The following is a 14,912-nucleotide window of genomic DNA, read 5'->3' as shown; positions in this document are numbered from 1 at the left end:
AATGGCGCAAGCAACCGTAACAGTTAAAGACTTAGTTGATAACACTCGTTTAACAATTGTAGCTGGTCACGATTATTTAAATCGAGTGATTACTACTGCAGATATTTCTAGGCCAGGCTTGGAGATGACGGGGTACTTTACATATTATGCTCCTGAGCGGGTGCAGTTGTTGGGAATCACGGAGACTTCTTTTTCAGACCGAATGAGCCATGACGAGTTGTTGATGGTTTATCGGAAAATGGCTTCCAAGCAAACACCGGCCTTTGTGGTTTCAACTAACTTGCCAATTGCTGATGAATTGAAGCAAGCGGCAGAAGAAGCTCAGATTCCAATTTTAAACACTCGCCTGACTTCATCGCAAATTTTGTCAAACATGACCTACTACCTTGGAGGCGAGTTAGCACCACGGCAGTCTGTCCATGGCGTTTTGATTGATGTGCACGGATTAGGAGTCTTAATCACCGGTGATGCTGGAATTGGCAAGACCGAATCCGCTTTGGAACTGATTCAACAGGGTAAAGCGCGTTTGGTTGCTGATGACCGTGTTGATATTCACCAAGAAGATGAGCAACGCTTGATTGGGCAACCATCGGAAGTTTTGCGTAACTTGATGGAAGTTCGTGGTGTTGGTATTATTGATGTTCAGCAGGTTTATGGTGCTGTTTCCGTCCGTTCCCATGCTTCAATCATGCTTAATATTCATCTATCAAACGGTAAAATTGGCGAAGAAAATTTTGATCGTTTGGGAAATGAGGATGACACCCTAGATATTCTCGGAGTCAAAATTAAGAAGATGGTTGTACCGGTGACACCAGGACGAAATACTGCCTCTGTTATCGATGCAGCGGCCGTTAAGTTCCGGACACAAAACATGGGCTATGATGCCTTAGAAACACTTGAGAAGCGGATGAGTGCCGCAATGCAAGTCAATGAAAAAGAAGACGAAGAGGCAAAGAAGCATGACTAAAGTCGCTGTTTTAGGGGCTGGCTCCTGGGGAACCGCTCTTGCCAACACAATGGCGGAAAACAACGTAGTTGTTAATATCTGGTCACACCGTGCAGACCAGGTTGACGAAATTAACCAACACCACCAAAATGACCATTATTTACCTGGCGCAACTTTGTCAGAGAACTTATTAGCAGTTGCTGATATGCAGGTTGCGGTAGCGGATGCCGATGTTGTTTTAATGGTGGTACCAACGAAGGCGATTCGTTCCGTTGGAACCCAACTAGCAGAGGTTTTGCAAAATTTGGATCAACAAGTGATTTTGGCTCATGCTACAAAGGGGTTGGAACAGGGAACGCACTTACGGATTTCTCAAATGATTGAAGAGGTCGTTCCTAGTCAAAATTATTCATCCTTAGCCGTTATTTCTGGCCCATCACACGCTGAAGATGTGATTAAGGGTGATTTGACTGCAGTTTCTATTGGCGGCACTGACGAAGCCGCTACGGCTGTTTTGCAGGAAGCGTTGGCTAGTGAAAACTTCCGACCATATACCAACCATGATTTATTGGGATCAGAGTTAGGTGGGGCGCTAAAGAATATTATTGCTTTGGGTTCTGGAATGCTCGTTGGTTTAGGCTACGGCGTCAATGCCCAGGCAGCCCTCCTGACACGTGGCTTGGTCGAAATGCGTGCGGTAGGTCAAAAAATGGGGGCTCAGCCCGAGACCTTCTTAGGACTAGCCGGCATTGGTGATTTAATTGTGACTGGTATGTCGCCAAACTCACGTAATTACCGTGCTGGTTTTGCCATGGGGCAGGGTCAGTCGTTAAATCAGGTCCAAGAAGAGATGGGCATGGTAATTGAAGGGGTGAATACCGTGAAGGCGATTTATGAATACCAGCAGGCTCATCAGCTTGACTTACCCATTACAACTGCTTTGTATCAGGTCTTGTATGAAGGGGCTCAGATTGAAGAGCAAATTAAATTACTGATGACTCGTCCATTAAAAGCTGAAGATTGATCATATATTTGTTATAATAGCAATAGAATACTTCGACGCCTTTGGCGTCATTAATGAAAGTAGGAAAGTATGAAACCTGTACGTAAAGCCATTATCCCGGCCGCTGGTTTGGGAACTCGTTTCTTGCCAGCCACAAAGGCCTTGGCTAAGGAAATGCTACCAATTGTTGACACACCAACGATTGAATATATCGTTCGTGAAGCCATTGCTTCTGGAATCGAAGACATTGTTGTTGTCGATGGAAAGTCAAAGCGTTCAATCGAAGACCACTTTGATTCAAACCCAGAATTGGAAAACAACTTGCGCGAAAAGAACAAGTTGGAATTGTTGAAGGTTGTCGAAGAGACGACCGATATCAACATGTACTTCATTCGCCAGTCACATCCAAAGGGCTTGGGTGATGCCATCTTAACAGCCAAGGATTTCATTGGTGACGAACCATTCGTTGTGCTCTTGGGTGACGACTTAATGCAAGATGAAGTGCCATTGACAAAGCAATTGATTGAACGCTATCACGAGACTGGTGAATCAACTTTGGCAGTTTTGGAAGTTCCCCACGATCAAGTATCTGAATACGGTGTGATTGATCCTGCCGCTAAGGTGAAAGAAGATGGTTTGTATCGGGTTAAGTCATTCGTTGAAAAGCCTCAGCCTGAAGACGCCCCTTCTGATTTGGCAATCATTGGTCGTTACTTGTTGACACCTGAAATTTTCGAAGAATTGGAACAAACAAAGCCTGGTAAGGGTGGCGAAATTCAATTGACGGATGCCATTGATTCATTAAATAATCGTCAACACGTTTATGCCCATGAATTCAAGGGTGACCGTTATGATATTGGTTCTAAGATTGGTTTCTTGGAAACCAATATTGAATTTGGTTTGAAGCATCCACAAACAAAGGATCAGCTCCGCGCTTATATTAAAGAGCTTGCAGCTAAATTGTAAAATTCAGCAAAAACAAAAGAGGTGGTATACCTCTTTTTTGTTGGTTAAAATTAGACAAAAGAACAAATTCACGGTACAATAGACGTCATAATAAAAAAGGAGGTTCCGTTTATCATGACAGAAGTCAAGCAATATGATGTTATCATCATTGGTGCTGGCCCAGCCGGAATGACGGCCGCTACTTATGCCTCACGGGCGGACTTAAAGACTGTAATGCTTGATCAGGGGATTTATGGTGGGCAGATGAATAATACTGCCGAAGTTGAAAATTATCCTGGTTATAATAGCATTATGGGTCCTGATTTGGCCGAAAAAATGTATGCTTCGTCAACGCAGTTTGGCGCTGAATACTCATTTGGCATGATTACTGGTGTGGAAGTTTTAGCTAAAAATGAAAAATTGGTCCACACTGATATGGGTGATTTTCAAGCACCTGCTTTGATTATTGCGACTGGATCTGAACATATCCACTTGGGTGTTGACGGTGAGGAAGAATACCAAGGCAAGGGTGTCTCATACTGTGCTGTCTGCGATGGTGCCTTCTTTAAGGGTGAAAGCGTTGCGGTTGTCGGTGGTGGTGATTCTGCTGTCGAAGAAGGACTTTACTTGGCTGATGTGGTTAAGGACGTCACGGTTTATGTTCGCGATAACAAGTTAAAGGCACAGCCAATCTTGCAGCAGCGCGCAAAGAAGCAGGAAAACATGCACTTTGTCTGGAATACTGAAGTCACCGCTATTGAAGGTGATGGCGAGGCTGTTTCACAGTTGAAGCTGCATAACAACCAAACTGGTGAAGATCAGGTTGTTGATCAAAGTGGAATTTTCATCTACGTTGGCCTCAAGCCAAATACTCAGGTATTTGAAAATTTGGGAATTACTGATGAACGTGGTTGGATTAAGACGGATGACAAGATGGCAACCGCCGTTCCAGGTATCTTTGCTGCTGGAGACGTTCGTGCTAAGAACTTACGTCAAATCACGACTGCTGTTGGCGATGGTGGCTTGGCAGGTCAAGAAGCCTACCAGTACGTTGCTGAATTAAAGTCAGAAGCATAAATAATAAATAAAATGATGACAAGAAGTCTGTTACCGAATGGTAGCAGGCTTTTTTCTTTGCCCGGTGCTTCTCTCATATGGCAGCAATTAATAGTCCTATTTACGCTATATATAGCGTTATAAATGATGGACTGGTACTTTTACTTGGTATGAAAGTAAAGGCGTTGAAAGGGGGTTAAAAGCTTGATAAAAGTAAGGGATATTTTTCAACTGCCAGTTAATCATAAATAGAAGATACAAAAAAGCCTCAACTACCGAATAGTAGTTGAGGCTCCCGAATAAATTATGAATTAACCCTTGACGATTTCACAGAATTCCAAGGTTACACCATCTGGGGTGCGAACATTGAAGAACTTGATACCGTTATCCCAGAAGGGAAGGTATTGTACTTCTGAATCAATCAAATCCAATCCTTGTTCCTTTGCTGCTACAAAGGCTGCATCAGCATCAGAAGTGTTCATTGAGATGTGGTTGATTGAACCGGGCTTGCCAGTTCCTTCATCAGACAACCACGTTTCAATAACGAGGTGACCGTACTTAAAGAACTTAACTGGGCCACCTTCCTTAAAGTCACCGGTCTTTTCAAAACCGATGCTTGTCCAGAACTTTTCAGCGCGGTCCAAGTCGGTTGTTGGAATTCCAACGTGTTGAATGTCATCAAAATAATCAGTAAAGGCCATAATATAACCCGTCCTTTCAATTGAGGGAGACTATCTTAGTCGATAGCGATTCCCTGGTGCTTTAATTTGCTAAAGATACGTGTGTCTGCCCATCCAGTAATACTTCCCTGGAAGAGGAAGGCGAAGATAGTCCCGATACCATAGTTGGTAAAATCAGGAACCATAATCAAGGCGATAACACCAATAATGGTAGGTGGGATATAAGAAACCCACATGGCGATACCGGCATTACCCTTGAAGTACTTGAATCGAAGAACCTGCATCAAATCATCAGCAGGGTGCAAAACGATGTTGGTCCGCTGATAAATTGAAATGGCAATCGCAATTAAGGAAACACCAAAGAAGTTCAAGAAAATGTAGAAGGCAACCATTGGCCAACTATGAGCTTCTGGCAAGAGCTTTGAAAAGGCACTTGCAAAGACTGAAATCAAGGCCGAGAAAGGAACCATGAAAGCTAAGTTTCCAAGGAAGCGCTTGATATCAATGCGGTGCTCCAAAACCATGTTCAAAACAGCGATTAACATACCGACCACAAAGAACACGATGGATAGCGTTGCACTATTGCCATGCAATGAGTGGTTTAATCCGTTTTGAGCAGCTGTCCAATAGGCAGAACCCAAAATTGACGGATGAATTTTTTGACTGGTAACAATTGTTAGCACGTTACCCATTGAGTTAATTACCAATGAGAAGGCAAAGTAACTGAGGGCAGCGGTCCAAGAAATTGTCCGCTTTGCATTATTCATAAAATTTAGGCCTCTTCACCACCGATTTTAACAACGGCCTTAGAAACAACACCTAAGCGACCGTTAACAAAATCGTCAACTTGATCTAGAGTCAATTCGTGTGACATTAATGGCTTAACGTTCAACTTACCAGATGAAAGCAATGCCAATGAGTCTTCGAATGCGTTAGGGTTAATGAATGAACCTTGGATAGTCAACTGCTTTTGGAAGACTTCATAAGTGTTCATTTCAAACTTAGCGTCAGGTCCACCAACACCGAACATCAAAACTTGACCACCACGGGCTGAAGCTTCGATAGCTGATTCTTGAGTTTCTGGACGACCAACAGCTTCGATAACAACATCATATTCACCGGCAGGAATCTTGTCACCCTTAGCAGTGTTATATGTGTTCTTAACGTTGAACAAGTCCTTGTTCATCTTCAACTTTTCGTCAACGATTCCGGCCAAGTCAACTTGGTGGATACCGTATGCCTGCAAGATTTGAACGAACAATTCACCCATGAATCCGTCACCGATAACCAAAGCCTTTTGGTATGGTGATGGCTTCAACAACTTCATACCGTGAATAGCACATGAAATTGGTTCAACAATTGCAGCTGACTTCAAGTCAACGTTGTCAGGGATAGGGTAAACAACTGATGCAGGAGCAGTGAAGTATTCTTCAAAGCCACCATCACGAGTAACACCAACGGCATCCAAGTGTTCGCACAATTCAGGACGACCAGTGTGGCAGAACTTGCATTGTCCACAGTAGATGTTAGGGTCTACTGAAACACGGTCGCCAACTTTAACGTTGGTAACGGCTGAACCGATTTCCTTAACAACACCTGAGTTTTCGTGTCCCAAAACGATTGGTGGGACAGCATCAGCTGATCCTGGTTCACCAGCATACAATGCGTGGTCAGTTCCACAAACACCAGCAAAGGCTGTGTGAATCAAAACTTCGTCAGGCTTCAATGTTGGCTTTTCGATGTCTTGCTTTTCAAGCTTCTTTAATCCAGTTAATACTAGGGCTTCCATGTTCTGTTATCCTCCAATGAATAATTCCTTGTAACAACTTACACATACATAATAATATTTGCACAAACTTTTGTCAAGTGAAAAAGAAAACTTTTTCAAAACATTGATAACAGTACCTTTCAAAGACAATTAATTACTATAAGAAGTGAGCAAAGAAAACGTCTCCCAGTCGGCCGCCTGGTTTTGCATTCTGCCACTTCCCGCCACCATTGTAGTACATCTTGATAAAAATTTTTATGCTGATTTGGCATAAGATTTGTTAAAAAAGTTGTGTATGATAGAAAAAGTAGGCGATTGAGCGAATGAACGTTTAAAAAATCAGCCTGCTTTTACCTTGATATTCCTAGCATTTTTACGCTTTGAAAGCAGACTTAGCAGGGGAAATAGCGTATGATAGACATAGGCTGTTTTTTATCTAGCCTTAATTTTATCGAGATAATATCAGGATTAACTTCTACTGATTATTATTTGCTGACTCATGAGTATCTTGCTAGCTGGCAGGGCAGATTCATGTCCCCAAAGCGTTAACTAGTAGCGATGCTCAGACAGACTTTTTTCCTAAAGGAGTACCCTGACTGTATGGTTCTAGCTTTTGCTGCTGTGTCGGATTGGTTGACGCATATTAGTTCTGCGAATGCCAATTTTTCCGTAATTGAATTGTCAATTCTGTTTTTTTTGATTTTGATTGAAACAGGGGGAATTGTTACAGGGTTTATTCCGGCTGATGCTTTAGTCATGACGGCTGCGGGTTTTGCGGGTCGTCATCACTCGTTGGTTGAATTTGCCTTGTTGGTGGTGATCTTTGCGGTTGCCTCCATGATGGGTGATTCAATTAATTATTGGTTTGGTGCTTGGGTGATTAAGCAAATTGATAAAATCCCCTGGGTTGCCCGCCACGTGAACGGTGATTTTGCCGAAAAGATTTCGGCTAATTTAAATCCGAAGCGTTGGTTGCTTTTTATTATTTTGGGCCGCTTTGTTCCCTTTGTCAGGACAATCGTTCCGCTATCTGCTCACCGTTTGAAGTTACGGTTTGCGACTTACTTCCGGATGTCTGTTTTGGCGTCTTGCCTCTGGGCAATAACCATGGTGACAATTGGTTATTATTTTGGCCACTTACAGTTGCCAAGAGAAGTGACGATTACTGTGATCGTGATTGCTGTCGTGTTTGTACTGGCAGTGATTCGGTCGCCTAAGTTTCGGCAAATTATTATTAGCTTAATTACAAAACCTAGTCGAGAAAAGGAAGAGGAATTTTAAGAAAATGACTTATCAAGATACCTTAGCCCGTTGGCAACAGGCAGACTTACCTGCTGATTTAGCAGCTGAATTAAAGCAATTGAGTCCAGCTGAACAAGAAGATACTTTCTATCAAAACTTACCATTTGGAACCGCTGGTATGCGTGGCCAAATGGGTGTTGGAACTAACCGCATTAATGTCGTGATGGTGGCCTTAGTAACAGAAGCATTGGCTGCTTACATTGATCAAAGTGGGGATGCTGCTAAAAAAGCGGGAGTAGTCATCGCCTTTGACTCTCGTCACCACTCAAAAGAATTTGCTCAGGTGGCTAGTCGCGTGCTATCAGCACACGGGATTAAGGTTTACCGCTTCTCATCATTACGCCCAACACCTGAACTATCATTTTCAGTCCGCCATTTAAAGGCCTTTGCTGGAATTATGATTACGGCCTCACACAATCCTAAGCAGGATAACGGCTATAAGGTTTATGGTGCTGATGGTGGACAGATGGTTCCTGAAGCCGTTCAGGCCGTTATCGATGGAATGGCAGCGGTGGAAAATGAGTTTGCTATTGCACAAGACGAAACAGAAGCTAACGTTCAAGTAGTCGATGATGACTTGGATAATGCTTATTTGGCAGAGGTTAAAACAATTTCTGTTGACCAGGATTTGATTCAAAAAGAAGGGGCAGACTTGAAGTTTGTCTACACTCCTTTGCATGGAACTGGTCAGTATATTGGTGAAAAAGCGTTGCAACAAGCAGGCTTTACTAACTACACAATCGTGAAGGAACAGGCGGAACTCGATGGGGACTTTCCAACAGTGAAAAAGCCCAACCCGGAAGATCCAGCCGCTTTGTCATTGGCCATTGAATACGCCAAGAAGGAAGAAGCTGATTTGGTCGTGGCAACGGACCCTGATGCCGACCGGATGGGTGCTGCTGTGCGTTTGGCCGATGGCTCATACCAAGTCTTATCCGGTAACCAAATCGCCGGTTTGATGGTCAATTACTTGTTGGCCGCTAAGAAGAAAAATCAGACATTGCCTGAAAATGGTGCCATTGTAACGTCGATTGTTTCATCGCGCTTTGCTAGCGAGATTGCTAAGAGCTATGGCGTTGCTACCTTAGACGTGTTGACTGGATTTAAGTATATTGCGGCCATGATTGACCGCTTTGAAGAGAAGAAGGATTATACGTACCTCTTCGGCTTTGAAGAATCATTTGGTTACTTAGTAAAGCCATTTGCTCATGATAAGGACGCTATCCAGGCTTTGGTTTTGTTTGCCGAAATGGCTGCCTACTACAAGGAAAAGGGCCAGAGCTTTGCTGATGGTTTGAAGGAACTGTACGAGCAACACGGTTACTTTGAGGAAAAGACCGTTGCCTTTGATTTCCCTGGTGTCAATGGTCATGAAGAAATGGCTGCTTTGATGACTAAGTTCCGCAACCAAAAGTTGGAAATGGTTGGTGATCAATTAGTTCTGGCAACCCAAGACTTTGCGAGTCAGACGCAAATTGATCGAGCTGGAGCAGAGAAGAAGTTGCCACAGCCAAAGGCTAATGTGTTGAAGTACTGGTTAGCTGATGGTTCATGGATTGCGCTCCGTCCATCTGGTACGGAACCAAAGTTGAAGCTTTATATTGGCGTTGTTGCCGATTCACAGGCTGAAGCGGATGCAAAGTTGCAAAGCTTTGAAGCTGTAATGGAAGAAAAGATTAAGGCTTAATTTTAATGGAGATTTTTAGCTGGTAAACAAAGATAAAGTTATCTTCTATAGATTATCGGACTAAATCAGGTTGGCTAAGCCATGGAGGAATCCTGTTAGGGCAATTTTTCGGATTACCCTTTACAGGATCCCTCCTTTTTTGTTATACTAATCTTTGGCTATAAGCCGTAATTAACGGTAATCCGCTGTGCGTTAGTCTAAGGACGAGTGTAAGATTAGCGATTAGGAGAATGACTATGCGTCAAAATAACATTTTAGAAAAGTTGACTTCAACCCAATTGCGGACAGATATTCCTGAATTCCGCGCTGGTGATTCAGTTCGTGTCCACGCACGAATTGTCGAAGGAACTCGCGAACGTGTTCAGCTCTTTGAAGGAGTTGTTATTAAGCGTAAGGGTGCTGGTATCCAGGCAACTTATACTGTTCGTAAGATTTCTTCTGGTGTTGGTGTGGAACGTACGTTCCCATTGCACTCACCACGGGTTGACAAGATTGAAGTAACTCGTTTGGGCCGCGTGCGTCGCGCAAAGTTGTACTACTTGCGTGCATTGCAAGGAAAGGCCGCTCGTATCAAGGAACGTCGTCTCGACGTCAAGTGATTACGGCAAAAAGCTTCCACATAGTGGAGGCTTTTTCTTTTTAAAAAAATCAGTTTTGAAAAGAAGGGGGTGCCTGGCATGGCTGAATTTTTGCAAGCGGTTGATGACCGAAAAATTTTGCACGTCGATTTGGATGCTTTTTATGCTCAAGTCGAAATGCGCGATAACCCTGCCTTAAAGAAGGTACCTCTAATCATTGGTCGTGATCCTGATTTACACCATGGTCATGGGGTCGTGGCAACTGCCAACTACATTGCCAGAAAGGCCGGCGTTCATTCGGCCATGGGGTCAAGTGAAGCGAAAAGGCTTTGCCCGAATGCTGTTTTTGTCGCTCCTGATTTTGATAAATACCGATCAGTGTCAGCCCAGATTCATGAAGTCTTTGCCGAATTCACCGATAAGGTTGAGCCGGTTGCTCTTGATGAGGCTTACTTAGACGTTAGTCAAAGCCCAATGGCGGGGGCAACGCTGGCAGCCGAGTTACGGCATAGAATCTGGCAGGAAACGAAACTAACTTGTTCGGTGGGGGTTTCCTATAATAAGGTGTTAGCGAAGCTTGGGTCCGAACACCACAAACCAAACGGAGTAACGGTCATTGGTGCCGACGTGGCGCTGGATTTCGTGGCGGCATTGCCCATTAAGGACTTTCGTGGTGTTGGTAAGAAATCACAGGAAAAGTTTGAAAAATTAGGGATTAAAACAGGTGCGGATTTACGGGCTTTGAGCCAAGACGAACTGCGGGTCCACTTTGGCTCCTTCGGGGACCAACTTTATTGGCAAGCGCGGGCAACGCACTTTGGCCAGGTGAAAGATCATCGCATTCGGCAGTCGGTTGGAAAAGAGGGGACTTTTGAATTTCCCCTCCACGACCGGTCGGCTGTCTTGGCGACTTTCAAGGATTTGGCGACAAAGGTCGTGACGAATATGGAGACTAAGCACCTAGTGGGACGGACACTCAATATTAAGGTCCGTGATGATGACTTTAATACGCTGACCAGGTCGATTACACAGGCAAACCCGTTTCAGCTTGACCCTGATTTTTTGGCGAGAAAGGCGCAATCAATCTTTGATGACCTGTATCCAGATGACTTCGCCATTCGCCTGCTGGGGCTAACCTTTTCCAATGTCAGTCCACAAGCCTTTCAAGCGTTATCGCTCTTTGATTATGATTGATTGGTCAAATCAGCGAGCTAAACTGATTCGAAATGCCCTGACAACGAATTTCGAATTTACGGTATAATAAAGAATAGTAATAAGAGTTGAAAGGGCGCATATGGCCAAAATTCACGAAGATATTTTAGAACAGATTAAACGTTACGATACCATTATTATTCACCGTCACCAACGACCTGATCCGGATGCTTACGGATCACAATTGGGATTGCAAGCGATTTTGCAGGCATCTTTTCCTGAAAAGAAGATTTATGCCGTTGGGAAGGAAATTCCCGGTTTAGCTTGGATTGGGGATGGCCAAACTTTGGCTGATGAGATTCCTGATTCGGCCTATAAGAAGGCCCTGGTCATTGTTTGCGATACAGCCAATGACCCCCGCATTGATGACCAACGCTGGCGGAATGGCTTGGAAATCGTCAAAATTGACCACCATCCCAACGTGGAACCTTACGGTGATTGGCAGTGGGTGGAGGATGAAGCCTCAGCCACTTCCGTTCTGATTTATCAGTTCTATCAAGCCTTGGCCGACAAGGGCTTGAAGATGACGGAAAAGGCCGCACGGTACCTTTATATTGGAATCATCGGTGATACCGGTCGCTTTATGTATTCATTGGATAAAGAAACTTTTGATGTATCCGGTGAGTTGATTACTTATGGCTTTGACTACCAAAAGATTTATAATGCGATGACGACTTTGTCGGAAAATGCGGTTAAATTCTCAGGTTACGTGATGCAACATATTAACCTGTTGCCATCTGGCTTTGGCTATGTGATTTTAAAGCGGGATGTGATTGACAGCTTTGATCTCGGCAATGCGGGCACTTCTTTTGTGGTTTCGATTCCATCACGGATTGACAAGGTCAAGGCCTGGGCAATCTTTGAAGAACAAGAAAATGGCGATTATCGGGTCCGCTTGCGGTCACGGTCGGTCGTCATCAATACCATTGCCCAAGACTTTGATGGTGGGGGGCACCCACTGGCTTCAGGTGCCTGGGCTTATAACGAAGCGGATATCCAAAAGGTGATTGACCGGGTGGATAGCGCTTTAAAGGCAAACCAAGCCGATTAAATTTAAAGGATTTTACATGAAAAACACAAACCAACAATTTGGTGAATACAATTTAAAGCCGGAAGTACTTTCAGCTTTAAAGGCGATTGGTTTTGACCAGCCAACGCCCATCCAGGCGCGCTTGATTCCAACAATCTTGCGTGGTGGGGATGTTGTCGGTCAGTCACAGACAGGGTCTGGAAAGACGCACACTTTCTTGGTACCAATTTTTAACGCTTTGCAACCAGAATTGAACCAAACCCAGGTGGTGATTACAACACCATCACGGGAATTGGCTGCTCAGATTGCTAAGGCTGCCCGCGAATTTGCGGAAAAGATGGAATTGGTGAAGGTTTCGATTGCCGAATATGTCGGTGGAACTGATAAGGCCCGCCAGATTCGTCAGTTAGAGAAGCACCAAGCACAAATCGTTGTTGGAACGCCAGGACGATTAAAGGACTTGGTTCAAAGTGGTGCCTTGGTGGTTAACCAAGTGCGGACTTTGGTTGTCGATGAAGCAGATATGACGCTTGACATGGGCTTCTTGAACGAAGTTGATTTCTTGGCTGGTGCGATGCCAAAGGACCTGCAAACGTTGGTCTTTTCAGCAACGATGCCGGAAAAGTTGAAGCCGTTCTTAAAGAAGTATTTGGACAATCCTGATTTCCAAACGATTCCAACGGAAGCGACGATTGCCGATACGATTGATAACTGGTTGGTACCAACGAAGTCCAAGGATAAGGAAGAGGTCATCGATAAGTTGTTGACGATTTTCAATCCTTATTTAGCGCTGATTTTTGCCAATACCAAGGAACGAGCTAAGGAATTGGCTGCGCATTTACGTGGTCAAGGCCTCAAGGTTGCTGAAATTCATGGCGACATTCCGCCACGTGAACGTCGTCGAACAATGAAGGGTGTCTTGCACCTCGATTACCAATATGTAGTTGCTACTGATTTAGCTGCTCGTGGTATCGATATCGAAGGGGTTTCGCACGTCATTAACGATGGTGTGCCAGACGAATTGGAGTTTTTCGTTCACCGTGTTGGTCGAACGGGACGGAATGGCATGGCTGGAACGGCCGTAACTCTTTACGGACCTGATGAAGAAGACCGGATTGCTGAACTGGAAAAAATCGGTATCGAATTTGCTCATAAGCAGATTCGTGGGGATGAAATCGTGGCGGTCAAGGATCGTAAGGCCCGGACACAGCGCCACGCAACAACTAATAAGTTGGATCCTGAAATGGTTGGGATGGTCAAAAAAAAGAAGAAGAACATCAAGCCTGGCTATAAGCGTCAAATTAAGAATAAGATTAAGCGTAAGCGTCAAATGGATCGTCGAATTGAACTTCGTCAGGATCGTCGTAACACGCGTCGTCAAAATAAGGAAGGCTAAGGCTGACCGACTTTTGATTACTAAAAAAGAACAGCAACCCGCAAAATTGTGGGGCTGCTGTTCTTTTCTTTGTCTCGATTAGTGCTTTATTCGTTCAAGCTTGAATCGTCTTTTTGACTAAACTTTTGGCGTCGCTCTTGGCCAAAGGCTAACAACGAATTTGTAATCGATTGCTCGATTGAAAGAGTATCGGCTACCTGGCTGTCTGTTAGTTCGCTAGTTGGTTCTGCGACCACTGTCGCGCTTTCGCTTTCAGGTGCAGGAACGATTGCTTCTTGCTGTTCTTGGTCTGTTGAAACAGGGGCAGTTGATTCTGCTTGGTTCTTCTTTGGTCGGAAGAAGGAAAAGGCGCTTTTTTTGCTCTGACTTTGGTTAATGACCGGTTCAGAGTCAGTCGTGCTGGTAGATGCTGCTGGTTCAGCTTCCGTTGAAGCTGTGGAAGATGTTGGTTCGGTGTTTGAGGAAGCCGCCGATGTTGTTGGTTCCGCCTCAATTGGGGCTGTGGATACTGCTGAGTTAGTTTCTACTGAAGCCGCGGATGTTGTTGGTTCCGCCTCAATTGGCGCCGCAGATTCTGCTGGCTCAACTTCTACGGGCGCTTCTGATGTGGCCTGGTCGACTTCACTAATTTGGATTGCTGGTTCATCAACCGGTACGCTTTGGCGATTAACGATGAGTGCTTCAGGGTTATCAATGTCTTCAGTGGCGATTTCTTCGCCCTGGTCTAAGAAGCGATCACGAAGCGCAACCTGTTCAGAAGAGGTTAAAGAGCTTATCTTATGAGACATATCAGTCAAAATCGTTACCGTTACTGTCTGTTGTCGAGCAGAAACTTGGAAGGTTCCTTCCGCCACAACTTCTTCTTGCAATTCCAGCTGTTGCGCTAAGAAGCCAGTTTCTAATGAAAAATCAGCTTGGTGGTTTGTTGCTAACCGGTCTTCTACCATGGCACCAGAAAGAAGCCATTGCTGCTGATCACCGCTTTGGTATTTGATTGTTAAATCACCAAAAGCAGCCTTTTCAAAGAAGGCAGGCAAATCAGCACTCGTTTCCACAGGGAACTGGCGAGCCAACTCTTTTCCGGCCCAGTAGGTAATGTTGGCATAATCATCCGTTAAGATATTGGCCAAAAGAGCATCACGTAAGAGTAGTGGTGCAAAGGCACTAACGGTCTGATTGGTACCGTTATTTGATTGAGAATGAGCATTTGACATAAGTAAAGATTCCTTTCTTCCGTTATTATAGCAAAAGAGAGATTAAACGGGGGCAAAGGCTTGCAATTTGTTTTGAAGGGAAGATAATAAGACTA

The 14,912-nt window shown here is 44.3% G+C and carries 14 protein-coding genes; 10 read left to right on the top strand and 4 right to left on the bottom strand.

The features are described from left to right. Position 1: 1 nt before the first annotated feature. From hprK to trxB, 4 genes are all read left to right on the top strand, one after another. Complete coding sequence (hprK, locus tag AOQ32_RS01715) at positions 2 to 967, top strand: HPr(Ser) kinase/phosphatase (protein WP_047974875.1); 966 nt, start codon at positions 2 to 4, stop codon at positions 965 to 967. Then, a complete protein-coding gene (locus AOQ32_RS01710; RefSeq protein ID WP_059393302.1) occupies positions 960 to 1,970 on the top strand; it encodes an NAD(P)H-dependent glycerol-3-phosphate dehydrogenase in 1,011 nt (336 codons plus the stop codon). Before hprK ends, AOQ32_RS01710 begins: the two co-directional genes overlap by 8 nt. A 69-nt stretch (positions 1,971 to 2,039) precedes the next feature. Next, complete coding sequence (galU, locus tag AOQ32_RS01705) at positions 2,040 to 2,915, top strand: UTP--glucose-1-phosphate uridylyltransferase GalU (RefSeq protein WP_059393301.1); 876 nt, start codon at positions 2,040 to 2,042, stop codon at positions 2,913 to 2,915. A 114-nt stretch (positions 2,916 to 3,029) separates the two neighbouring features. Continuing rightward, complete coding sequence (trxB, locus tag AOQ32_RS01700; RefSeq protein WP_059393300.1) at positions 3,030 to 3,971, top strand: thioredoxin-disulfide reductase; 942 nt, start codon at positions 3,030 to 3,032, stop codon at positions 3,969 to 3,971. 290 nt (positions 3,972 to 4,261) lie between these two features. Here the strand turns inward: trxB and AOQ32_RS01695 are convergent, their stop codons facing one another. Genes AOQ32_RS01695 through AOQ32_RS01685 form a run of 3 tightly spaced genes read right to left on the bottom strand, consistent with a single transcriptional unit; the run spans position 4,262 to position 6,419 of the window. Beyond that, positions 4,262 to 4,651 carry a VOC family protein gene (locus AOQ32_RS01695; RefSeq protein ID WP_059393299.1) on the bottom strand — a complete coding sequence of 130 codons (390 nt, stop codon included), beginning with the start codon at positions 4,649 to 4,651 and terminating at the stop codon, positions 4,262 to 4,264. Between the two features lie 35 nt (positions 4,652 to 4,686). Continuing rightward, a complete protein-coding gene (locus AOQ32_RS01690; protein ID WP_059393298.1) occupies positions 4,687 to 5,397 on the bottom strand; it encodes a DUF6198 family protein in 711 nt (236 codons plus the stop codon). A 5-nt stretch (positions 5,398 to 5,402) separates the two neighbouring features. Continuing rightward, positions 5,403 to 6,419, bottom strand: coding sequence for a zinc-dependent alcohol dehydrogenase family protein (locus AOQ32_RS01685; protein ID WP_059393297.1), 1,017 nt, complete (start codon positions 6,417 to 6,419; stop codon positions 5,403 to 5,405). Positions 6,420 to 6,998: 579 nt separating this feature from the next. Here AOQ32_RS01685 and AOQ32_RS01680 point away from each other — a divergent pair. The 6 genes from AOQ32_RS01680 (at position 6,999) to AOQ32_RS01655 (ending at position 13,603) form a co-directional block, all read left to right on the top strand. Next, positions 6,999 to 7,679, top strand: coding sequence for a DedA family protein (locus AOQ32_RS01680; protein ID WP_059393296.1), 681 nt, complete (start codon positions 6,999 to 7,001; stop codon positions 7,677 to 7,679). A 4-nt stretch (positions 7,680 to 7,683) separates the two neighbouring features. After that, positions 7,684 to 9,387, top strand: a complete 1,704-nt coding sequence (locus tag AOQ32_RS01675; protein ID WP_059393295.1) for a phospho-sugar mutase — start codon at positions 7,684 to 7,686, stop codon at positions 9,385 to 9,387. Between the two features lie 236 nt (positions 9,388 to 9,623). Continuing rightward, positions 9,624 to 9,986, top strand: a complete 363-nt coding sequence (gene rplS / locus AOQ32_RS01670) for a 50S ribosomal protein L19 (protein WP_047974884.1) — start codon at positions 9,624 to 9,626, stop codon at positions 9,984 to 9,986. Positions 9,987 to 10,064: 78 nt separating this feature from the next. Next, positions 10,065 to 11,159, top strand: coding sequence for a DNA polymerase IV (gene dinB / locus AOQ32_RS01665; RefSeq protein WP_059393294.1), 1,095 nt, complete (start codon positions 10,065 to 10,067; stop codon positions 11,157 to 11,159). Between the two features lie 100 nt (positions 11,160 to 11,259). Then, positions 11,260 to 12,228 (top strand): DHH family phosphoesterase, encoded by a 969-nt coding sequence (locus tag AOQ32_RS01660; protein ID WP_059393293.1) that lies wholly within the window; start codon positions 11,260 to 11,262, stop codon positions 12,226 to 12,228. A gap of 16 nt (positions 12,229 to 12,244) precedes the next feature. Next, entirely contained in the window at positions 12,245 to 13,603 is a 1,359-nt protein-coding gene (locus AOQ32_RS01655; protein WP_047974887.1) for a DEAD/DEAH box helicase, read from the top strand. Positions 13,604 to 13,689: 86 nt separating this feature from the next. Here the strand turns inward: AOQ32_RS01655 and AOQ32_RS01650 are convergent, their stop codons facing one another. Continuing rightward, positions 13,690 to 14,817, bottom strand: coding sequence for a YslB family protein (locus AOQ32_RS01650; RefSeq protein WP_059393292.1), 1,128 nt, complete (start codon positions 14,815 to 14,817; stop codon positions 13,690 to 13,692). Positions 14,818 to 14,912 lie beyond the last annotated feature (95 nt).

The organism is Fructobacillus tropaeoli, from assembly GCF_001047135.2.
Classification (GTDB): Bacteria; Bacillota; Bacilli; order Lactobacillales; family Lactobacillaceae; genus Fructobacillus; species Fructobacillus tropaeoli.
The sequence above is the reverse complement of the archived record's forward strand: the minus strand, read 5'-3'. Positions and strand labels throughout refer to the sequence as shown.